The following is a 22,443-nucleotide window of genomic DNA, read 5'->3' as shown; positions in this document are numbered from 1 at the left end:
CCTCAATCAGAGGTTCCCAGATCGCCCATGTCTCGTCCGTAAAGGTGCCTGTTCTGTCTCCTTCTTCCATCCCTACAATATGGGAAGAAATTCAAGATCTAACAGGCCCTAAGCCTGATCCACCCGGAGCAGTTCCAAAGCACGCGCAATCGTCCTCGCCGGAGAGGACAGCGCATTCAGGATCAACACGTGCTCATCGGGACCGGGCGGCTCCAGAGTGGCAAGCTGGCTGTCCAGAAGACTTGCCGGCATGAAATGCCCTTTGCGCCCCTTCAGCCGCTGTTCCAGCACATCACGCGGCACGTTCAGCAGCAGAAACGTAATATCCACACCGTCTGCGGCCAGCAATTGCCGGTAAGACCGCTTGAGCGCCGAGCAGGACATGATGCCGCCCCTGCCCTCCCGCGCACGGGCGTCGATCCACGCACGGCAGGCCTGAAGCCACGGAAGACGATCCTCATCCGTGAGCGGAATACCCGCCGCCATCTTCTCGATATTGCTTTTGGGATGCAGATCGTCCCCTTCCTGAAAGGGCCAGCCGAGCAGATTGTGCAGCCCTTCGGCCACCATGGTCTTGCCGCTGGCGGTCACACCCATCAACACCACGATACGCGGCGTAATTCCTTGGGCTACCGGCTGCTCCATGATGGCCTCTCTTCCTTTGTGGGTCGGTTCTCAGACCGCCGTCAGTCGGATAACACCATCGGAACCCGCCACGATGGCCTCCGTGGCAAGCCCGACAAACAGACCACACTCCACCACACCGATCACCGAGCGGATATCGCGCTCCATCTTTCCCGGATCGTCGATCACGGGAAAGGTGCAATCGAGAATCAGGTTGCCACCATCACTGACAAAGAAAGCTCCCTCACGATTGCGACGTGGCGAGATTCGCGCGCCGAATTTCTCCAGATGACGCGCCGTGCTTTCCCATCCGAAAGGGGTGACCTCGACCGGCAGAAGCGTGTGCGCGCCCAGATGATCCACAAGCTTGCTCTCGTCAGCCACGATCACCAGACGCTTCGACGCGGCGGCCACGATCTTCTCACGCAGCAGCGCACCCCCGAGCCCCTTGATGAGATCCAGCGAGCCACGCTCAATCTCGTCTGCGCCGTCGATGGTCATATCCACCACGGCATGCTCGGAAAACGTTGTCAGCGGAATCCCAAGGCTCCGCGCTTGCGTTTCGGTCGCGACCGATGTCGGGATACCGAGGAAACGCAGCCCCTCCGCGTGACGCCGTCCCAGTGCGGCCACCACGAACGCCGCCGTGCTGCCAGTGCCCAGCCCCACGACCATGCCGTCCTCGACCAGTGCTGCTGCCTGTTCAGCGGCCTGCCGCTTCAGTTCCTTTGCCATTTCCGGCGTGAGTGCTGTCATTATTCGTATCCTTGCTCACTCTTGCGGCTGGCCCGCCGCCTGCCTGTCCACAATCCACTCGATCTGTCCGTCCGAACGAATGTGGCTGGCCGGTTCCGCCGGATCGCCTGCCCGCACCCGCTCCAGCACTTCCGCCTTGGAGGTGCCGGTGACGAGAAACAGCACATAGCGGCTGGACGCAATGGCTGGATAGGTCAATGTCAGGCGCGTATGCGGTGCGTCATCGGGCACACACGGCGCCACCCAGCGCGTCGTCTCTTCCAGAGCCGGCTGGCGGGGAAAAAGGGACGCCGTATGTCCATTCTCGCCCAGTCCCAGCAGCACCATGTCAAACAGCGGTTTGTTGGGAATGAGACGATCCGCACCATACGCCTTCTTCAATTCGGCTTCATAGGCCCTCGCCGCTTCATCCGGATCGCCCCGATCGGGCATGGGGTGAATATTGGCGGTTGGCACTTTCACTTTCGAGAACAAAATGTCCTGCACCATGCCCCGGTTGCTGTCAGGGGAATCCGCCGGCACAAAACGATCATCGCCAAAGAAGAACTGCACCTTCTTCCACGGAAACAGGCTGGCATAGGATGGAGCGGCCATAAGCGTGTAGAGCTTCTTCGGCGTGGAACCACCCGATAGCGCAATGCGAAATATTCCACGCGCTTCACAGGCTTTTTCCAGCAGGAATGCGGCGACGTGCCGCGCCACCGCATCCGCATTCTCCAACACGACTTCCTGAGCCGACATCACGTCATGCCCATTCATGACCTTACTCCCACAATGTGACCTTCCAACGCACGGGCAAAACCTTCGTCCTCGCTGGACGCGGTCACGAAGGTGGCCTCTGCCTTCACACTGTCCGCCGCCTGCCCCATGGCTACGGAAACACCGGATGCATGGAACATCGGCACATCATTGGGCTGGTCGCCCAGCGTCATGATCTGCGCAGGCGGCACATCGAGCAGGCGCGAAAGTGTGCGCACCACGCTGCCCTTATTGGCATCGGGATGCGTCACGTCGAGGTAATAGGGCTGCGACAGCGCCGCAGACGCCTGCTTGCCCAGCGCTTTCTGCACTTCGCCTTCCAGCGTTTTCATCAAGGACAGATCATCGCTCACACCGGTGATTTTCACGATCCCGTCCGTGATCGCATCCAAATCGGAGCACACGATGGGCGGAAACTTAACGGTCCACTGTTCCCGCGCCACATGCGGATGATCCAGATCGGGCACCAGCCACTCATTGCCACGATAGAGCCAGACATCCACGCCACGCTTACGCATCAGCCCAACCGTCTGCTTCACCACATCCGGCGGCAAGGTGAGTGACTGAATGACCGAGAAATCGGGCTTCACCATCAGGCCGCCATTGAACCCGGCAATCGGCGTGTCCAGTTCAAGCGGCCCAAACAGCATTTCCATGCCTTTGGGCGGACGGCCCGACGTGATGGCGAACAGAATGCCCAAACGACGCAGCGCTTTCACGGCTGCAATGGCGCGCGGGGTGAGGATTTTCTCCCGCGTGACCAGCGTGCCGTCCACATCGGCCAGCACGAGGCGGACGGAGGCAGGATCAGCAGCGGGCACACGGGAGGCGCTCATGTCGTGGTGGCTCCCGGAACACGCGGCAGAATGAAGGTCTCGACCGCTTTGGCCCAACCTTCGTTCTCATTCGTGTCGGTGATGACATGCGCGTGCGAAGCCACCTCGTCCGTCGCATTGCCCATGGCAATCGCCAGCCCTGCGATATCGAGCATCGGAATGTCGTTGGGCATGTCGCCCAGACACGCGATCTCGTGCAACGGCACGCCCATCAGCTTGCCCAACTCACGCAAGGCATGACCCTTGTTGGCCTCAAGCGGCGTGATATCGAGGTAATAATCCGCCGACCGCGCCACGCTCGCACGTCCCGCCAACAACTCTCCAATCTCGGCTTCCTGCCGGATCAGCAGATCATAATCCGCGCTGGAGCCAGTGAGTTTCCCCACCTTATCCTCGAACGGACCGAAATCGCTCACAACTTTGGGCGTAATGCCGAGCGTTTTCGCTTCCTGCGGGGCATACCCCGTGGTCGCATCCCGCACGATCCAGTCCGTGCCGACAAACAGCCACGGCTCGACGTCATGCACGCTGAACATATCCAGCGTTTCCTGCACAGCATCTTTGGGAAGCGTCAGAGAGGAGAGCGTGCGGCCCTGCGCATCATGGATCAACGCGCCGTTCAGCGCCGCGCAGGGCGTGCCAAGCTTGAGCGCATCCAGATAGCGCGTCACACCCGGCATGGCGCGACTGCTGACCAGACACACCGCCACACCCGCTTCACGCAAACGGGCAATGGCTTTTACCGTCGCCTGCGTGACCTGCTTGTGAGGCGTCAGCAGCGTGCCGTCCATGTCACTGACGACCAGCCGGACCACGTCCGTCGGAGGGGCCTTGGCGTCGTGGCGGGCTTCTTCGTCGGTTCTCATCAACTCTCCCCTGAAGGCGGCCTGTTCAGGCCGTCACTCAGTTTCCCTTTTCCACATGGCCACCGAAGCCGAACCGCATGGCGGACAGCACTTTCTCGGCATAGGTGTTGCCCGAGCGCGAACGAAAGCGCGTGAACAACGCCGCCGTCATCACTGGCACCGGCACCGATTCCTCGATCGCCGCCTCGATCGTCCAGCGTCCCTCGCCCGAATCCTTCACCTGACCGGAGAACTCCGACAACTCGCCATTTTTCGCCATGGCTTCCGCCGTCAGATCCAGCAGCCACGATGACACAACGCTGCCGCGGCGCCAGACCTCCGCGATATCGGCCATGTTCAGACTGTAGCGCTGATCTTCCGCCAGAAGCGGGGAATCCTTGCACTTCATGACGTCAAAACCTTCTGCAAAGGCCTGCATCATTCCGTATTCGATGCCGTTATGGACCATCTTCACGAAATGACCCGCCCCTGCGGGACCACAATGAAGGTAGCCCTGCTCGGCGTGCGGATCGAGACCTTCGCGATCACGTCCCGGCGTACGCTCGACATCACCCATGCCCGGCGCCAGCGCACGCAGGATCGGATCGATATGCTCGACCACGTCCTTCTCACCGCCGAACATCATGCAGTAGCCGCGCTCCAGCCCCCACACACCGCCAGACGTGCCGACATCGACATATTCCACACCACATTGCCGCAACTCGGCCGCGCGGCGAATGTCGTCCTTGTAAAACGTGTTGCCGCCGTCGATCAGGATGTCACCCTTCCCAAGCAACGCGCCAACTGTTTGCACAGCGGCTTCCGTGATCTCGCCCGCAGGCAACATCAGCCACACGATCTTGCGCTCACCCGTAAGCCTGCTCACCAGATCGGCGTCGCTGGACGCCCCGACAGCACGCCCATTCTCCGCACGCCCCACGACAGCGCGCACGGTCTCGGGATCACGGTCATAGACCACGACGTCATGCCCATGGCGGGTCAGGCGGACGGCGATGTTGCCGCCCATGCGGCCAAGACCGATGATTCCGATCTGCATGTGCTTTTCTTCCCTCTTGTCTCTCAGAGTGCGGCGCGGATGAGCGTGGACAGACGCGCAAGCCCCGCCTTCAGATCGCCCTTGATGTGAACCCGCAACGCACGACGACCGCGTTCGGCCAGCACGTCGAAATCGCCACGTGCCTGCGCCGCTTTCACCACGCCAAAGCTGTAACGCTCACCCGGTACCGGCAGATCATGGGCGTCATCCGCCGTGATCTGAAGGAATACGCCCGTGTCAGGACCACCCTTGTAAGCCTGTCCGGTGGAGTGCAGGAAACGCGGCCCGAACTCGGCGGCTGTGGCCACGGTCTTTGCGTCACGAATGGCCAGACGCAGATGCTGAATCCACTCGATGCTCGCCCGGTCACGCTCGATATAAGCAAGCAGCCCCACGTAATCTCCCGCCTTCACACGGTCGAAATGCGCTTTCAGGATGGCTTCGGCATTCGCACCCTTCACAGCGCCCGCGTTCTTCGCATCCGCAAAGAAGGCCAGATCCCCGTCCACCGCAAACGGCGTTTCCGCAGGCAACGCGTCGGTCTCGTTATAGGCCGCCGTCAACTTCTTGGTGGCGATCTTGCTGGCTTCCACATCCGGCTGATCGAACGGATTGATGTGCAGGAACGCGCCCGAAACAGCGGTCGCGATCTCCCAGCGGAAGAACTCCTGCGCGATCTGACGGCGCTCATGCAGGTTGATCGTCACCACCGGCTGACCGGCGTCGATCAGGGTGCGCACGGCCTCGTCCTGCTCATGCGAATGTTCGGTGGCCAGACGGAAATAGACGAACAGGCGATCCGTACCGTAATGCGCGGGCCCAGCCAGCGTCTCGTCATCAATGGGAATCAGCCCCTTGCCCTGCTTGCCGGTAGATTCCGCGACAAGCTGCTCGGCCCACGCGCCAAAATCCATCACCTGCTTGGTCGCGATGATGGTGATCTTGTCACGCCCGAACTTCGTCGCGCCCACACCGAACACGGTGCCGAGCAACACACCCGGATTGACGGCGGGCGGCACGCTCGCGTCGCACGCCCGCACGCCCCGCAGCGCATCCTCAAGGAACAGCCTAAGCGGCACGCCGGACGCTGCCGCCGGCACCATGCCGAAATTCGACAGCACGGAATACCGGCCACCGATCTGTTTGACGCCGTGGAAGACTTTCCAGAAACCGTCCTTCTTCGCGCGCGCTTCCAGCGCCGATCCCGGATCGGTCACGGCGACGAAATGATGGCCCGCGTTCTCGCCAATCGCCTTCTTCGCCACATCGAAGAAGTAGGACAGCATGATGTTGGGCTCCAGCGTGCTGCCGGATTTGGACGAGACGATGAACAGCGTCTCTTTCGGATCGATCTTGCCCTCAAACGTGCGGACCTGCTGCGGGTCTGTGCTGTCGAGCACATACAGATGCCCAAAGCCTTCATGCTTGCCGAACGTCATGGCCAGCACTTCCGGCCCAAGGCTGGAACCGCCCATGCCCAGCAGCAGAACCTGACTGAAGCCGCGCGCCTTCACCTCGTTCTGGAACGCTTCCAGTTCCGACAGATGCTCCAGACGATCGTCCACGATGTCCAGCCACTTGAGCCAGTTCGCTTCCGTCGTGCCGGTCCACACCGAGGCATCACGCGCCCACAGCTTGCGGATCGTGCCGTCCTTGCGCCACGTCTCAAGCCCGTCCTTCACGGCCGCGTCGAATTCGGCTGGCAGCGAGAGCTTCGTTTCGGCCAGCTTGTTGCCTAGAAACGCCGCCTGCTTCTTCGCCACCGAGCCAAGAAGACCGTCGAACGCTTCCTCAAACGACACCACGCCTTCATCTTCCAGACGTGCGGTGATCGCGGGCAGGTCGATCTTCAGGCGCACCACCTCCGCCATCACCTTGCGGGCGGCGTCCACGTTTTCCAGCAGAGATTCCCGCACCTTGCCATGATCGCGGAAGGCATCGAGCGTCGCGGGTGGAATGGTGTTGACCGTCTCCGGACCGATCAGTTCCTCGACATAGAGCACATCGCTGTAAGCCTTGTCCTTGGTGCCCGTGGAGGCCCAGAGCAGGCGCTGCGGCTGGGCTCCAGCGTCTTTCAGCTTCGTCCAGCGCGGGCTTTTCATCACGTCCAGCCAGTGCTGATAGGCCATCTTGGCGTTGGCAATGGCCACCTTGCCACGCAGGGCCTTGAGCGCTTCAGCCTCCGCGTCGCCCGCCTTCACGCGGCGATCAATCTCCGCGTCCACCTTGCCGTCCACCCGGCTGACAAAGAACGAGGCCACGGAGGCCACACCCGTCACCGGCTTGCCTTCGGCATGGCGCTTTTCAAGACCGGAGAGCCACGCTTCCACCACCGCCTTGTAGCGTTCCAGAGAGAACAGCAGCGTGACGTTGATGTTCACACCATCCGCGATCTTGCGCTCAATCGCGGGCAGGCCCTCTTTCGTGCCCGGAATCTTGATCATCAGATTCGGCTCGGCCACGGCACTCCACAGGCGACCGGCCTCCTCAATCGTGCCTTCGGTGTCGCGTGCCAGATAGGGCGAGACCTCCAGGCTGACATAGCCGTCCGTCATGTTGGTGCGATCGAATACCGGACGCAGCAGCTTGGCCACTTCACGGATATCGGTGATGGCCAGACGCTCATACAACGCACCGGCCGAGACAATCTCATGCGCGAGAATGTCGCGGAACTGCGCGTCGTAATCCGTGCCCTCGCCCATGGCCTTCTGGAAGATGGCCGGATTGGAGGTCACACCCGTCACACCGTCATGTTCGATCAGGGCCGCCATCGACCCGTCGCGCGTGTAGCCCCGGCGCACGAAGTCCAGCCAAGGGGACTGTCCAGACTTCTCCAATGCGCATAACGGGCTTTTCCCGGCAACGGACGAGGCATTCATGACCAACTCTCCTCAGGGTTCGGCGCATGGTCCGGGCCGAACAATTTTACTCAACAAAGCATAAGCCCCGCACCCCGGTCGGAATGCGGGGCTTGAAGCCTCCTAGATGCTCGCCTGCCTGCGAGCGGCGGACAGCACATTCTCCACAGTGAAGCCGAACGCTTTCATCAGGGCCGACGCCGGTGCGGATGCCCCGAAGCCATGCATGCACACGACCTCACCCGTCAGACCGACATAGCGATGCCAGCCGATGGGAGAAGCCGCCTCCACCGCTACGCGGGCGGTGACGGAGGGAGGCAACACCTCGTCACGGTAGGATTGCGGCTGCTCTTCGAACAGCTCCCATGACGGCATGGACACGACACGCGCCGCCACACCCTCAGCGGTCAGCTTCTCATACGCTTCGACCGCCAGCGACAGCTCGCTGCCCGTCGCAATCAGAATAACGACCGGCGTCTTGCCGCTGTCCGCCAGCACATATGCGCCCTTCGCCAGACCGGCGGCGGAGGCATATTTACTGCGATCCAGCGTCGGCAGATTCTGGCGGCTCAGCGCGAGCGCCACCGGACGATCACGGAACGGAATCAGCGTGCGCCACGCCTCCGCCACTTCGTTGGCGTCGCCCGGACGGATCGTGACCACGCCCGGCGTCGCGCGAAGCTGCACAAGCTGCTCGATGGGCTGATGCGTCGGACCGTCTTCACCCACCCCAATGGAATCGTGCGTGAAGATATAGATCGAAGGCAGTTTCATCAGCGCCGACAGGCGGATCGGCGCCTTCATGTAATCCGAAAAGATCAGGAAGCCCGCGCCATAAGGCCGCACACCCGAAAGCGCCATGCCGTTGACGATGGCGCCCATCGCATGCTCGCGCACGCCGAAATGGAAGTTGCGTCCGGCATAGGTGCCGCCCCACGCCTCCGGCTGAAACGCCCCGCCGTTCTTGATGAGCGTCTTGGTCGAGGGCGCAAGATCCGCTGAACCACCGATCAGCCACGGCAGGTTCTTCGCAACCGCGTTCTCCACCTCACCCGAACTGGCGCGGGTCGCGATGCCTTTTGCATCCGCCGGATAGCTCGGGATGTCCGCGTCCCAGCCCTCGGGCAGCCTGCCGGACAGGATCAGGTCCAGTTCCGCCGCCAGATCGGGGTGTTCCTTCTGATAGGCCGTGAACAGATCATCCCATGCCTTGCTCGCCGCCGCACCACGTGCGCCCAAACCCTGCTGGAAATGCGCCATCACGCCTTCGGGCACATAGAAAGACTTGTCCTCCGGCCAGCCATAGGCGCGCTTGGTCTCGCGAATCTCGTCCACACCCAGCGGTTCGCCATGGGCTGCCGCCGTGCCCGCCTTGTGCGGTGCGCCCCACGCAATGACTGAGTGCACAACGATCATCGTCGGCTTCTGCGTCTCGGCCTTCGCGTCCGCCAGCAGCTTCTTCAGCGCGGCAGTGTCGTTGGCGTCCTTCAGCGTGAGCACCTGCCAGCCATACGCTTCGAACCGCTTGCCCACGTTTTCCGTGAAGGCAATGTCCGTCGAGCCTTCGATGGAAATCTGATTCGCATCATACAGCCAGATCAGGTTGCCCAGCTTGAGGTGTCCTGCCGTGGACGCGGCCTCACTGGACACGCCCTCCATCATGTCGCCATCGCCGCAGAGCGTGTACACATGGTGGTCGAACAGCTTGAAGCCGGGCTTGTTGAAGCGCGCGGCCAGCCATTTCTCGGCAATCGCCATGCCGACCGAATTGCCACAGCCTTGCCCAAGCGGGCCGGTCGTGGTCTCGACGCCCACCGTGTGATGGTATTCCGGGTGACCGGGCGTCTTGGAGCCGAACTGACGGAACTGCTCAAGGTCTTCCACCGTGAGCGAAGGCCCGTTCATCACCTTGCCGTCTTTCACGTCGCGGATGCCGCTCAGACAGATCAGCGAATACAGCAGCATGGACGCATGACCCACCGACAGCACGAAGCGGTCACGCGCGGGCCACAGCGGATTGGCCGGATCGTAGTTCAGCACATCCTGCCAGATCGTATAGGCCACGGGGGCGAGCGCCATGGCCGTGCCCGGATGACCGGAATTGGCCTTCTGCACGGCGTCCATGGACAGCGTACGAATGGTGTCGATGCAGGTCCGGTCCATGTCATGACCGGCGGCCCCGCCAGTTTCCGGCGCCCGAACCGCGAGAGCGGCGTGGAAAGAACGCATTGCAAACGATCCCCTAAGTATCAGTCAGACCTGCGATGGATGAAGTTCGACCGGACGGACGTCCCAAAAATCAGGGCGTTACCATCCCACGCGGTCCGGCCTCCGGCAAGGCGTGTCCTCATCCGCACGAAGAAGTGGGGAAACTGCCGGATTCAAGCCCTGCCCTTCCCCATGGTTTCCCGCATCACGCTCTTGTGAGCAGGAGTGTTCACCTTATTTCAATGTTACACGGAAAGAGCACGCGCCCCGATATCGCGCCGCCACACCGCGTCATCCCAGCGAATGACGGCCACACCGCGATAGGCCGTCTCAACAGCTTCCTTCATCGTAGGAGCCGTGGCGCAGACCGTCAGAACGCGACCACCCGACGCCACAAGCTGTCCTTCGCGATTCAGAGCTGTCCCCGCCTGAAACACGCGCACGCCGGGAATGGCCTCGGCCGCATCAAGTCCTTCGATGTGACCGCCCTTTGCGTAATCCCCCGGATAACCCTTGGCCGCCATCACCACGGCAGCCGAAGCCTCATCGGAGAACCCGATCCGCACATCCGTGAGCCGATCCTTCGCCAGCGCCTCCAGCGCCGGAAGCAGATCGGTGGTCAGGCGGATCAACAACGCCTGCGCCTCCGGGTCTCCGAAGCGCACATTGTATTCGATCAGCTTAGGCCCTTCATTCGTGAGCATCAGCCCCGCGAAGATCACGCCACGAAACGGCGTGCCACGCCGCGTCATCTCCATCAGCATGGGGCGCACGAGCACATCCAACGCCTTTTCCTGAGCCGCGCGATCAAATCCCGCAGGCGGCGAAACCGCGCCCATACCGCCGGTGTTCGGCCCCGTGTCCCCATCCCCAATGCGCTTGTGGTCCTGCGCAGCCCCGATCAGCACCGCCGTCTCACCGGAACAGAACGCAAAGAGCGAGACCTCCTCACCCACGAGACACTCTTCGATCACCACCGATTTACCAGCGTCGCCCAGCTTGTCGGACGTCATCATGTCAATGATGGCGCCTTCGGCTTCCTCTGCCGTCTGAGCCACGACCACGCCCTTGCCCGCCGCCAGCCCGTCGGCCTTGACCACGATCGGCCCACCACGACGCCGCACGCAAGCGATGGCATGCGCGGCATCGGTAAAGCGTTCCCACTTCGCCGTAGGAATGCCAGCGGCATCGCACACTTCCTTGGTAAAGCTCTTGCTGCCTTCAAGCTGGGCTGCCGCCTGCGTCGGACCAGCGCAGGCAATGCCAATTTTCGCGCACGCATCGGCAAGCCCCGCCACCAGCGGCGCTTCGGGACCGGGGACGACAAGGTCGATGCTCTCGCGCTGCGCAAAGGCCACCAGCGCAGCCACATCGCCTGCCGCAATCGCGACATTCGTGCCGCACGCTGCCGTGCCCGGATTGCCCGGCGCGATGAACAGCTTCGTCAGGGCTGGCGATGCCGCCAGCGCCGTCGCCAGCGCATGCTCGCGACCGCCTGATCCAACCAACAGAACCTTCATCGTGCCTTCCTTCTCCGACGCCGGACATCCCACATGCACGGTCAATGCGGGCCTTATCCCGGTTGAGGGTGACGCGCCTATAGCATAGGGTCGCGCCATGGACGATCACCCCGCGACATCCCCTTTCGGCAACGTGCCGGAATACTCGGTCTCCGAGATTTCGGGCGCCATCCGGCAGACACTGGAAAGCACCTTCGGGCGCGTGCGGGTACGTGGCGAGATCACCGAGTTCAAACGCTACAGTTCGGGGCATCTCTACTTTTCGCTCAAGGACGAGCGCGGCAAGCTCTCGGGCGTGGTCTGGCGCGGCTCCGTCTCACGGCTTGGGCTGGTGCCGGAAAACGGGCTGGAAATCATCGCAACGGGCCGCGTCTCGGCTTATGGCGAAAGATCAAGCTATCAGCTCATTGTCGAGAAGATGGAATATGCCGGTGAAGGCGCGCTGCTCGCCCGCATCGAACGTCTGCGCCAGAAACTCGCGCAGGAAGGACTGTTCGACGCCAAGCGCAAGCGTCCCATTCCGCGTCTGCCCCGTGTCATTGGTGTCGTCACCTCACTTCAGGGCGCGGTGCTGCACGACATCCGCACCACCATCGCGCGCCGCTTTCCCCGTACGCTTCTGATCTGGCCCGTGGCCGTGCAGGGTGAAGGAGCTGCCGCCCAGATTGCCGGAGCCATCGAAGGTTTTGCCGAAGTCGGTCATCCGGGGCTGGGGGCCAAGCTTCCACGTCCCGACGTATTGATCGTTGCGCGTGGCGGCGGCTCCTTGGAAGACCTGATGGCCTTCAATGACGAAGCCGTGCTGCGCGCCGTCGCCGCCTGTCGCATCCCCGTCATTTCCGCCGTGGGCCATGAGACGGACACGACGCTGATCGACTTCGTCTCGGACATCCGCGCGCCCACGCCCACCGCTGCCGCCGAACTGGCCGTGCCCGTGCGCGACGAACTGCTGGCCGATCTTACGCACCGCGTCGCCCGCATGGGCAGTGCCCTGACCCGCATTACCCAGAACGCCCGACTGCGCCTCGACCGAGCCGCCGCCGCGCTTCCCGATCTTCCTTCCCTGCTGGCAACAGCGCGGATGCGGCTCGATGACCGCGCGCACCGGCTGGAACTCGCCCTTCCCGCACTGGTGGAACGTCGCCGTGCCGCCCTGATGCAGGCCGAGCGGCACATGCCGCCGCCGAAATCGCTGATCGACACGGCCCGCGCCCGGCTTGCGCTTCGCACAGCCGCGCTGGATGCAGCAGCCCTCGCTTCCGGCAAGGCAGCCGAGGCCCGGCTCGGACGCGTTCGCCTCTCCCCCGCACCGCTCGAAGCTCTGTGCCGTGAACGCCGGACGCGCCTCTCGGGATTGAGTAGTCTGCTGGAATCCGTCTCACCACGCGCCGTTCTGGAACGTGGTTATGTTCTCGTCCGTGATCATAACGGTGAACCGATCACCCGCGCCGCCGGGCTGAAACCCGGACAGGATGTGGCGCTGGTGTTCGCGGATGCCACGCGCGAGGCCCGAATCGAGGGCCGCCCGACCACCACTCAAGGGATGCTGGACCTGTGAAGAAACCCAATTTCAGGGCGCCGAAAACCGACCCCGTGGCCATGCCCCCCGTTGACCGGGAACTCGACCAGCATCCGGCCGTCAAACTACTCACCATCGGCATGCTCGTCTTCATATCGTTGGCGCTGGTCGTCTATATGGGAACGTCGTTCCTGTCCGGTCTGCGGCAGGTCGCCAATGTGTCCCAGACAAACTGCCAGACATCCGAAATCGCAGCCGACAAGGGGACGCCCTGCCCACCCGCGTCCGAAGATCATCCGGCCGCCGCCAAGGGGCCATGATACTGAACGGGAATCTTCCCAATTCATGTGAAGCGGCCACTCCGTCGGGGCGAGTGGCCTGCATCGTTATCACCTACAATCCCGACATGGACCTTCTACGAGCGTCTCTGGATGCCCTAAGAGACGAGCCATGTTCTGTGACAGTTGTGGATAATGGCTCCCCCAATATTGCGGAGTTGCGCCATGAAATAGACCGTCACGATGTCACACTGGTGGCTCTTGGTTCCAATGAAGGCATTGCCTCCGCCCAGAACCATGGCATCCGGCTGCAGGCCGATGCGGATTTCGTGTTCCTGCTCGATCAGGACACGGTCACCCCCCCCGGCATCATCGCCACACTTCTCAACGACGCCCACCATCTGCACATGGAAGGGCTCCATCTTGCGGCCATCGGCCTGCCCTACCGTGACTATTACACCGGACGACCCGCTGCCGCTTTCCGCACGATGGACGGACAGATCCGTCGCCTCGATCTGTCCGGTGATACGGGACGTTTCGCGGAAACGGATTTCGTCATCGCCTCAGGCTCGTTCATTCCCATGGCCACGTTAAAAGATGTCGGCATGATGGAAGAGGATCTCTTCATAGATCTGGTCGATCTGGAATGGTGCCTGCGCGCTACAAATGCTGGTTACCGCTGCGTTCTTTCGCTGTCTCACGCCATCAGCCACAGGATCGGAGACCGGCGCGCACGGCTTTTCGGACGTTCCATCACCATGCATGCGCCGATCCGAAATTACTACTTCACGCGCAACTGCCTGCTCCTTGCGCAACGATCCTATATTCCCATGTGCTGGAAACGGTATTTCCTGAGCCGGGCGTCTTTCTCCCTCTTGGCCTTCGTGCTTGTGGGCGATGCACGTCTGACCCGACTTCGCTTCATGCTGCGCGCCCTGCACGACGGCATGAAGCGCTGCGGCGGTCCCTATGGAAAAACCGTCAAGATCAGACACGAAAAAGCGCTGCCCTGAACGCCCATGTTCAAAGCAGCGCTGCATGAAATCACCTGATACCGCCTCTCTTCAAAAGCGAGTCAGTCTTTCTGAGGCAGATGCTTGGAAATATAGGGCGGAAGATTGAACGATCCCGTGTGAATTTCCGGCGTCCAGTACTGCGTCTTTCCAAGAATGCCGGATGATTGCGCACGATTACGCACATGAACGGTATCCTGTTGTGTCGGATCGCTCCCTTTCGCTGCGATGCCCAGCGTCATGAAACCCCCGACATAAGTGGGTACAGCCGCGACATAGGCGGAGACATGAGGGAAGAACTTCGCACGGCGCAGGCTCGTCTCACGCAGTTCATCCGCCTGCATGAAGGGCACGCCACACTGGTTAACGATCAGGCCCTCAGGTCCGAGAATACGTGCACAGTGCTCATAGAAACTGTCGGTAAACAGAACCTCGCCCACACCGATCGGATCGGTGCTGTCCACGATGATGACATCGAACGATGCATCCGGAGCTTCCGCCACATACGCAATGCCGTCACCCACGATCACATCCGCGCGCGCATCATTCCATGCCTCGCCCGCGATCATCGGCAAATGCTTCTTGGAAAGTTCGATGACAGCACCATCGATTTCCACCATGACGGCCTTCTCGACCGCCTTGTGCTCCAGAACCCGGCGCAGCACGCCGCCATCGCCCGCGCCAATAATCAACACACGCTTGGGATCAGGGTGCGTGAACAGCGGAACATGCGTCAGCATTTCCTGATAAACGAACTCATCCGCTTCCGTGATCTGCACCACGCCATCGAGCATGAGCACCCGTCCGTGGGAGTCGCTTTCGAACACCACAATGTCCTGAAAAGGACTTTTGACGTGCGCGAGTTCCTTACGCACCCGGAAACGCTGTCCCCAGCTGTCGTACAGTCCTTCGTTCAGCCATTGCTCGGCCATGGCGGTCTCTCCACATAGAAACGACATGCCTCCTCTCCCGATCTTTCAATCAGGCAAGAAGACATATCGTGATTTCGGATGGTCTCTTGGGACGTGACGACGCTCAGGCCGCCACACGTCCACGGCGCTGCTCGTCCACCAGCACGCGTTTTGCCTGAAACAGGCGCTGCATCACAGGGATGGACAGATGCGGATCGCACTCGCCACACATGAAAATGTCGATGGCAGCGAAGTTACGCTCAGGCCATGTGTGGATGGAGATATGGCTCTCCGCCAGAACCACCACACCGGACACACCACCATTGGGGGAGAAGTGGTGAAAATGACTGTGCAGAATCGTGGCGCCCGCAGCCACAGCGGCCTCGCACAGCGTTTCGTCAATCCGCTTGGGATCGTCCAGATTGGTCGCTTCCCACAGATCAATCAGAAGATGAGTGCCAGCAAACTTTTCGCCGTCCCGTTCGACGAAATAATCCTTCCGCTCGTCCTCACAGGACTCAGCGATGGCAGAAATCTGGTTATTGCTCGGGAGTTCCGAGACCATCCCCAGTTGAGCAAGTGCGTTCATGACGTACCCCCAAACCAGTAGACAGCCTGTTGGGCGAAATCGCCCCCTTGGGCCAAGAAGCGCGGTTGATAGGGCTTCCTCTTACGTGTTGCAAGACAATTCGTGCGACACGCCAGTTACATTTTTATGTTAGCGCGTTTGACTTGGCCTTGCACTTTTCTGTGCGACACCATTTCGATACGAAAACTACTTTCATATCTCACGGTGCCTCCGCCCGCCGGCGGAGATCCTCTTCCGGCGATGTTACAAGCAGATTGAACACCCGCTGGCGCTCCGGTGTCATCTTGCGACTTCCCACCCATTCACGCAGCCGGTCCAATGTCCCCCAGTCATTCGCCCGCGCCGCATCCGTCGCCAGCCGCAAAGCCAGTTCCTGCTGGGAGAGAGACAGCACACCCGTCTCAGGCAGGGCGTGAGTGGCCAGACGTCCGACGACAAGCACAGCGTCCGGCCATTTCCGCTGTTCCTCAAGGATGCGCCCGCGCAAATCCAGCGAGGCATCACTCTCATCCTGCGCCAGCATCAGCAAAGCCTGATCGCGGTTTCCCTCCCGCAGGAGCAAGCCCGCGGCAATGACCCGACGTTTTGACGCGACATCCCCATCCACGGACGTATCGGCCGTTTCATCCAGAGCACGCCGCGCCTGCCCCAGACGCTGAGCCGCTATATCGGCCTGCGCGAGTTCCCCCCCCCATGCAGCCCGGCGTGTTTCATCTGGCGCCAGCGGCAGCGCCCGCTCAAACGCCGTAGCCGCTTTTCCCGGCAGACCGATGGCCATCAGTTTCTGCCCCAAACCGGCAAGAATCCGACCCTTGGCGGGACCGTCAGGAATCTGATCGACGTGGCTCTGGATCATCGCCACAGTGTCGATCGTATCCGCACCGCTGTGTTCATCCGCACTGCTCTCGGCCAGATGGATGAGAATCTCTTCCACCTTCGGCGTAAGGCTCACCCGTTCTTCGGGGAAAAGTTCCACAGACTTGTCGAGCGCCACAAGCGCACGAGGCCATTCCCCTGCCTGCATGAGCGCATCGATCAAGCCGTGTCGCACGTCTTTTTCGCGACCGGCCTGACGTGCTGCAAAGAGTAGCCGATCATAGGCCGTGGCGGCCTCAGCCGGACGAATCCGTTTCATAGCCAGCTTCAGGGCAATGGCTTCTTCATTGCCCCGTTCCGACACAACGGGGTCCTTGGACGCAGCCAGATGGCTGAACATGCCCAAGGCTTTCTCCTGATCACCGTTACGCAACGTCAGAAGAGCCTGAGTCAGGTCGTCCAGAGGTGGGGTGTCCTGTTGCGTCAGAACCGTCCGGTCCTCATCAGACCCATACTGCGCGATGTAATGCGCGATCTCCGGCGCAAGTTTCTGACGCAAAGGCTCGGGGTAATCCCGCAGTTGCAGATATCCCTCAGCCAGCAGGGACGCTGCGCGTTTCGGATTGCCACCACTGCGCGCCATGTAGAGGCCACGCCACAACACGCCATCCGCTCCCGCTTCAGGACTCTCCAGCGCCCCCGCACCCGCCGTATTGCCCGCCAGCAATTCAGATGCTGCCTGAAGGAAGGCAACATTGGGCAGCGAGGCCAGATCCGGACGGTCCTGAATGGCGGTCGCCAGAATGGCCCGCGCTCCGGGTGCATCTCCCATGGCAAAGGCTGCACGCGCCGCCGCCAGTCGCGCCTCGTCACGTTGGGGCGGGGGCAACATGGCCGCCCGTGTCCACAGACGACGATAATCCTCCCGCAGCATGGGAGAAGGGAGCGCCCTCAACCCAAGCCATGCCCAGTCAACCCGGTCATCCGCCACACGGCCAGATGCCCCACCGGCCAAGGGAATCCCGTTTTTTCCAAGAATATCGAGAAAGGGGCCACCATCACCGTTCCGCACTTCGACCTGATCGGATTCGACGGCAAAAACCAGTCCCTGCAGAGAGGGGCGGAGTTCATAGCCAACATGATGCCGGGTCAGCACGGGACCGGGCACTTCCGCCGATGAAGGAGCCACCAGCAGACGCGCACCCGACGCGGGGTCCGCAATCTCGATCACCCGCCCCGCACCCGGCAGAGGGTAAAGCAGACCACCATCGCGCTGTTCTGGGGAAATGGACGACCGATGTGCCCCTTCATCCTGCGGATGCACAAGCGACAGAATCCATCCGCCCGTCTGTTTGTGCAAACTCAGTTCACGGGACTGATCGAAATGAATCGAAACCACCGTGGTATTGCCCATCGTCTGCACGCTGGCATGCGAGAATGGGCCTGTGTCCTTCAGAGCACTGGCATCCATGGGCACCGCACGATCCGCGACAAGAAGAAAATCGTTCCCACTCCAAAATCCCGCCACAGCGGTGCTATCTCCGAACGGGAGAAATATCCGTTCCACGGCAGCCTGCCCGGTGGAATCGCTCCTTTGATCGGAAGCGGAAGAACCTGCTGGTGACGCACCTGCGGTCGGGGCTGCACTCGTCTTGTCCGGTGCAGCCGGCACTGGCGTTGTCACGACATCCTGGCTGTCTGGCTGCTGACCGATTCGTTGGGCCTGCCATTCCGCCGGCAACGCGCTGGCACCTTTTACCTGTGCGTTCGATGTCGCCTCAGGGACCACGGAGGTCTTCTTTTCACCCGTTACATGACTACGCGAGCTTATCTTGTGGGCGCGAGACGTTACAGCAGGGGCAGTCATGCTTTTCGCGACGATCGAAGACGGAACGTCGCCACCCGTTTTTACGGGATTAGCCTGAGACCCCACGCCTTCGGCAAAGGCCACGCCAGGAACACTCAGACATGTTGCAAGACATAACGTCAGAGAAAAACCTGTTCGCACCCACACACCCCAATTCCGGCCCTGCGCCATCATGTATTCACACCGGCCCCATTACCGGGCACTTCCCGGCCCGTCGGGCGGCCTATTGGATTTAACCATTTGTTTCCACACGCGCTACAACCGGCTTGCGAGGAAGTCCCGCGAGCAACTGGGTCGTCACGGTCGCACGCTCGGGAGACATGCTGGCAAGAATTGCCGAAGCCTTGCGCGGATTCATGCGCCCCATGACGGGAACAAGCACACGCGGATCGAGCACATTGAAAATGGAAGCTGCGTCGCGTGGCGCCATGGCCTCATAAATCTTCACCAGCCTGTCGAGATCCGCATCCCCAAGTTGCTGGAGGCGCTTGGTTTCCCCCGCCCGGGATGTCTGTTCCTGCGTATATTTTTGCATTCGAGCATCAAGGATCGCCTGTGACGCATCGATTGCCTTTTTCAAATCGGTCAGACGTTGGGATTCCTGATCGAGTTCTTTCGTGCGTCCGGCAAGATCAGTCAGTATTTCATTGCGCGCGGAATCCGAACGATGATCCACATCGAGGTCAGGCCGGTTTTCCTGTCCGATACAAGGCTTATCCCCACAAGGAGAAGACGGAGTAGCCGCAACCTTCCCATCGCCGGCTTTGGCCCCTGCCGGGGACTGGACAACAGGCGTTGAACCGTCCGCTGTCTGAACCGGGACATTTGCTTCCTGCGGGGCTCCCGTCGCTGTCGATGATACCTTGGCCGCCTGTTTTGCCGTCATTTCCGGCGTGTTCGCGAACAGCAATGAACTGCTCAGAAGATAAATCTTGAGTGTCAGCAAACCGCCCATGAGACAGGAGGAAAGCTGGAAAAGACGGGAAAACGGCAGTTTCGGCATGGTCCTCAGCTCATACGCAGTGCGCGGATCAAATCCTGTTCCGCTGCCGTTTTCTGACGCGCACGCGTTTCATAGGGGCGGCTTCCCCCGTTCGGCGGACTGGCGGGAAGAGACGCAAGCGGATTGCGCACGTCCTCTACCTCCACAGGCATTTCGTCATTCACAGCCTTGTCCCCAACGACGGCAGCGAAGGGTGTCTGTTTCTCCGGCATTGCGCGATTACCTTGCCGCAACAAGCCTTCCAGACGCTCAGCCATGGCATCCGCCCGCTCAGAAAGCGCCTCAAGCTCATGCTTCAACATTTTCGACTGATCGATCATGCGCCCGAGACTCCGGCCGCTCACATCCGCCGCCGCCTGGAGCTTCTCCACACCATCTTCCGCCCGCCGCCCGCTTTCATCCAGCCGCGCCACCAGATCAGCCAACTCACGGCGATCACGACGCAGAACGGCAAGGGCACGTCCCAAGTGGATGCTATACACAATGCCCATCAGGAGAAGCGCACAAAGGAGTATTTCTATTGAATACTGGAATGTAGTCATGAATTTATCTCCAATACTCAGTTATACAATGTATCAGGGGAATCGAGGCTCTCGCGCGCTGTCAAGAAATCCTCCTCGACACGTACGGCCATCTGTTCCTTCTTGCGCCCAAGCTTGCCGCTGAAAAGCGGTACGGAACCACATCGCAGCATTACCGGTTGTCCGACTTCCTGTTCGAACGGCAGAACCATCCCCGGCTTGAGGTCCGACACCGACAGAAACGACATCTTCTGTTCAGCAAGCACGACCTCGACAACCACATCGGTATCCTGAAGATGCTCGGTCAGGTTCGTCTCCCAGATCGAATCGCGTCCGAATTTCTCCCCCATGAACTGCTGAACCAGAAGATCCCGCACGGGTTCGAGCGTGGCATAGGGCAGCAGCACATCGATATGGCCGCCGCGATCATCCATCTCCACCCTCATGCGCGCTAGAAAAACCGCATTGGAGGAACGACAGATCGTGGCGAAACGGGAGCTGATTTCCAGTCGCTCGAAATGGAAATTGACTGCACAGATCGGATCGAAGCCCGTGGTCAGATCCGCAAGGACCAACCGCACCATCTTTTCGATCAAAGCGCGCTCGATGGTCGTGTGCGCCCGTCCTTCCACGTTGAGCGTGCGAGGGTTCCGGGCACCGCCAAGAAGGACATCGACCATTGAATAGGTCAGTGCGGAATCGATCACCATCAGGCCGTAATTTTCCCACTCTTCGGCCTTGAAAACCGCGAAGACGCAGGAAGGGGGTACCGAGTTCAGATAGTCTCCGAACCGCATGGAACTGATGCCATCGAGCGTCACATCCACGTTGTCGTTCGTGAAGCTGCGCAACGACGTGGAAACAATGCGCATGAGTCGGTCGAAGACGATTTCCAGCATGGGAAACCGCTCATACGTCACCACACCGGAGCCGATGATACGCTCCAGCCCGCTGGCCTTGCCCTCGGCCTCATCGGGCACATAGGCATGCCCCATCAGGCTGTCGATTTCGGCCTGATCCAGAAGACGATCATCTTCGCCGTCCATGCCGCCCGCAGCACCGTCCGGAAACGGCGTCCGATCGTTCAGGGACGCCGTGGGAGCGGGACGTGGGATGGATGAATTCACTGCGTCCTGCCTATCGCTCATTGGATCAGGAATTCCGTGAACAGAAGATCTCGTACTTCAATGGGGGCCAGTTGCACGACAAGACGCGCCAGAAGGGCTTCACGAAGGCGATAGATGCCGTTGCCACCCAGATCGCTCTGGGTGCTCTCGTGCAGATAGGTCTGAAAGACATTCTGGATTTCGGGCATCAACGCGTCCACCGCATCGCGGGTCGTGCCACGCACCTGTAGCTTGGCGGAAATCTTCACGAAAACCGGCCGCCCCGTGGAACTGTCCAGATTCGAGATGACCGTCGGAATATCGACGAGAAAAGGCTCCTGCTGGACCACTGCCTGAGGCGGCGTTTTTTCCGGTTTGGCGGCCGAGTGCTGGCGATAAAACCAGCCACCCCCACCCAGAAGAGCCACAGCCACCGCAGCGCCTGCGATCAGCACCAGCTTCTTTTTCTTTTTGGGCGGAGGCGCCACAGCGCCTTCCGTTTCCTCTTCTTCCGCCATCCGTTCCCCGAAACCGCGTGACTGGTTGCATCGCGGCGACCTCCCATCCCACCTTTGGTGAGGGACGAATCAGAGACAGCCGCTCGCAGTTCCGAGAGGTAAATCCGGACGCTTAAGAATCATCTAATTTTGCAGGGGAACCCCACCGAGGGGAAAGATTTTCATCAGGAATGATGGTGAGCCGGGTGGGATTCGAACCCACGACCATTCGATTAAAAGTCGAATGCTCTACCGACTGAGCTACCGGCTCGCCACGCGCCACCGGGTAAAGGCGACCGCCAACTCTGTCAACAGTCGCCTTGCAAAAATGGTCAGTCTTCGACGGAAGCCGGACGCATTTTTACGATACGGTCCGGATCGGTGACCATGCCGCTCATGCCCGAGCCACGCTTTACGCCATCGATCAGTTCCATGCCTTCGATCACCTGACCGACAATGGTGTACTGACCGTCCAGATGGGGAGCCGGCTCAAACATGATGAAGAACTGGCTGTTCGCGCTGTCGGGATTCATCGTGCGCGCCATGCCCACGGTGCCACGCTCGAACTTCGCCGCCTTGGTGAACTCGGCCTTCAGATCGGGAAGCTTGCTGCCGCCCGTGCCGGTGCCGGTCGGATCGCCGCCCTGTGCCATGAAGCCCTCGATCACGCGATGAAACGGCGTGTTGTCGTAAAAGCCCTCAGCCGACAGGGAGCGCAGGCGCTCGGAGGCCAGCGGTGCGATGTCCGGGCGAAGCTGGATCACCACGCGGCCTTTTGCCAGATCCATGTTCAGGAGGTCGTTCTTGTCGATATCGGCCATCTGCCTGTCCAATCACGTTCTGAAAATCCGGCATCCGTC

The 22,443-nt window shown here is 60.9% G+C and carries 20 protein-coding genes and 1 tRNA gene; 3 read left to right on the top strand and 18 right to left on the bottom strand.

Features of this window, described 5'->3' with window-relative positions; translation table 11 throughout:
• Window positions 1-108: 108 nt before the first annotated feature.
• The 9 genes from GOB87_RS01135 to purD form a co-directional block, all read right to left on the bottom strand.
• On the bottom strand, window positions 109-645 hold the full coding sequence (locus GOB87_RS01135; protein WP_166312693.1) for a gluconokinase: 537 nt from the start codon (window positions 643-645) through the stop codon (window positions 109-111).
• Between the two features lie 30 nt (window positions 646-675).
• On the bottom strand, window positions 676-1,380 hold the full coding sequence (gene rpiA, locus GOB87_RS01130) for a ribose-5-phosphate isomerase RpiA (RefSeq protein WP_166312692.1): 705 nt from the start codon (window positions 1,378-1,380) through the stop codon (window positions 676-678).
• Between the two features lie 15 nt (window positions 1,381-1,395).
• Window positions 1,396-2,139 (bottom strand): 6-phosphogluconolactonase, encoded by a 744-nt coding sequence (gene pgl, locus GOB87_RS01125; protein ID WP_166312691.1) that lies wholly within the window; start codon window positions 2,137-2,139, stop codon window positions 1,396-1,398.
• A complete protein-coding gene (locus GOB87_RS01120) occupies window positions 2,136-2,975 on the bottom strand; it encodes a Cof-type HAD-IIB family hydrolase (RefSeq protein WP_166312690.1) in 840 nt (279 codons plus the stop codon). The genes pgl and GOB87_RS01120 overlap by 4 nt, the downstream gene beginning before the upstream one ends.
• Entirely contained in the window at window positions 2,972-3,841 is an 870-nt protein-coding gene (locus GOB87_RS01115; protein ID WP_166312689.1) for a Cof-type HAD-IIB family hydrolase, read from the bottom strand. Before GOB87_RS01115 ends, GOB87_RS01120 begins: the two co-directional genes overlap by 4 nt.
• 37 nt (window positions 3,842-3,878) lie before the next feature.
• A complete protein-coding gene (gene gnd, locus GOB87_RS01110; RefSeq protein ID WP_166312688.1) occupies window positions 3,879-4,877 on the bottom strand; it encodes a phosphogluconate dehydrogenase (NAD(+)-dependent, decarboxylating) in 999 nt (332 codons plus the stop codon).
• A gap of 23 nt (window positions 4,878-4,900) precedes the next feature.
• A complete protein-coding gene (locus GOB87_RS01105; protein ID WP_166312687.1) occupies window positions 4,901-7,756 on the bottom strand; it encodes a bifunctional transaldolase/phosoglucose isomerase in 2,856 nt (951 codons plus the stop codon).
• A gap of 102 nt (window positions 7,757-7,858) precedes the next feature.
• A complete protein-coding gene (gene tkt, locus GOB87_RS01100) occupies window positions 7,859-9,964 on the bottom strand; it encodes a transketolase (RefSeq protein WP_166312686.1) in 2,106 nt (701 codons plus the stop codon).
• A gap of 224 nt (window positions 9,965-10,188) precedes the next feature.
• Window positions 10,189-11,463, bottom strand: a complete 1,275-nt coding sequence (gene purD, locus GOB87_RS01095) for a phosphoribosylamine--glycine ligase (RefSeq protein ID WP_166312685.1) — start codon at window positions 11,461-11,463, stop codon at window positions 10,189-10,191.
• A gap of 97 nt (window positions 11,464-11,560) precedes the next feature.
• Between purD and xseA the strand changes: the two genes are divergently transcribed.
• Genes xseA through GOB87_RS01080 form a run of 3 tightly spaced genes read left to right on the top strand, consistent with a single transcriptional unit; the run spans window position 11,561 to window position 14,273 of the window.
• Window positions 11,561-13,021 carry an exodeoxyribonuclease VII large subunit gene (gene xseA, locus GOB87_RS01090; RefSeq protein WP_166312684.1) on the top strand — a complete coding sequence of 487 codons (1,461 nt, stop codon included), beginning with the start codon at window positions 11,561-11,563 and terminating at the stop codon, window positions 13,019-13,021.
• On the top strand, window positions 13,018-13,302 hold the full coding sequence (locus tag GOB87_RS01085; protein ID WP_166312683.1) for a hypothetical protein: 285 nt from the start codon (window positions 13,018-13,020) through the stop codon (window positions 13,300-13,302). Before xseA ends, GOB87_RS01085 begins: the two co-directional genes overlap by 4 nt.
• Window positions 13,299-14,273, top strand: a complete 975-nt coding sequence (locus tag GOB87_RS01080) for a glycosyltransferase family 2 protein (protein ID WP_264806230.1) — start codon at window positions 13,299-13,301, stop codon at window positions 14,271-14,273. The genes GOB87_RS01085 and GOB87_RS01080 overlap by 4 nt, the downstream gene beginning before the upstream one ends.
• Before the next feature lie 62 nt (window positions 14,274-14,335).
• Here the strand turns inward: GOB87_RS01080 and speE are convergent, their stop codons facing one another.
• The 9 genes from speE to GOB87_RS01035 form a co-directional block, all read right to left on the bottom strand.
• A complete protein-coding gene (speE, locus tag GOB87_RS01075) occupies window positions 14,336-15,205 on the bottom strand; it encodes a polyamine aminopropyltransferase (protein WP_166312717.1) in 870 nt (289 codons plus the stop codon).
• Window positions 15,206-15,308: 103 nt separating this feature from the next.
• Entirely contained in the window at window positions 15,309-15,773 is a 465-nt protein-coding gene (gene speD, locus GOB87_RS01070) for an adenosylmethionine decarboxylase (protein WP_166312681.1), read from the bottom strand.
• A gap of 199 nt (window positions 15,774-15,972) precedes the next feature.
• Complete coding sequence (locus GOB87_RS01065; protein ID WP_166312680.1) at window positions 15,973-18,540, bottom strand: tetratricopeptide repeat protein; 2,568 nt, start codon at window positions 18,538-18,540, stop codon at window positions 15,973-15,975.
• Between the two features lie 148 nt (window positions 18,541-18,688).
• Entirely contained in the window at window positions 18,689-19,459 is a 771-nt protein-coding gene (locus tag GOB87_RS01060; protein ID WP_166312679.1) for a MotE family protein, read from the bottom strand.
• A gap of 5 nt (window positions 19,460-19,464) precedes the next feature.
• Entirely contained in the window at window positions 19,465-20,001 is a 537-nt protein-coding gene (locus GOB87_RS01055; RefSeq protein WP_166312678.1) for a DUF6468 domain-containing protein, read from the bottom strand.
• 17 nt (window positions 20,002-20,018) lie between these two features.
• Window positions 20,019-21,107 (bottom strand): flagellar motor switch protein FliM, encoded by a 1,089-nt coding sequence (fliM, locus tag GOB87_RS01050; protein WP_338421408.1) that lies wholly within the window; start codon window positions 21,105-21,107, stop codon window positions 20,019-20,021.
• A 17-nt stretch (window positions 21,108-21,124) separates the two neighbouring features.
• Complete coding sequence (locus tag GOB87_RS01045) at window positions 21,125-21,604, bottom strand: flagellar basal body-associated FliL family protein (RefSeq protein WP_166312676.1); 480 nt, start codon at window positions 21,602-21,604, stop codon at window positions 21,125-21,127.
• 174 nt (window positions 21,605-21,778) lie between these two features.
• Window positions 21,779-21,854: transfer RNA gene (locus GOB87_RS01040), tRNA-Lys, on the bottom strand.
• A 61-nt stretch (window positions 21,855-21,915) separates the two neighbouring features.
• Window positions 21,916-22,404, bottom strand: coding sequence for a peptidylprolyl isomerase (locus tag GOB87_RS01035; protein WP_166312675.1), 489 nt, complete (start codon window positions 22,402-22,404; stop codon window positions 21,916-21,918).
• Between the last annotated feature and the right edge of the window lie 39 nt (window positions 22,405-22,443).

The organism is Acetobacter estunensis, from assembly GCF_011516945.1.
Taxonomy (GTDB): domain Bacteria; phylum Pseudomonadota; class Alphaproteobacteria; order Acetobacterales; family Acetobacteraceae; genus Acetobacter; species Acetobacter estunensis.
Note: the sequence above shows the minus strand (reverse complement) of the source record. Positions and strands in the feature narration are given on the sequence as shown.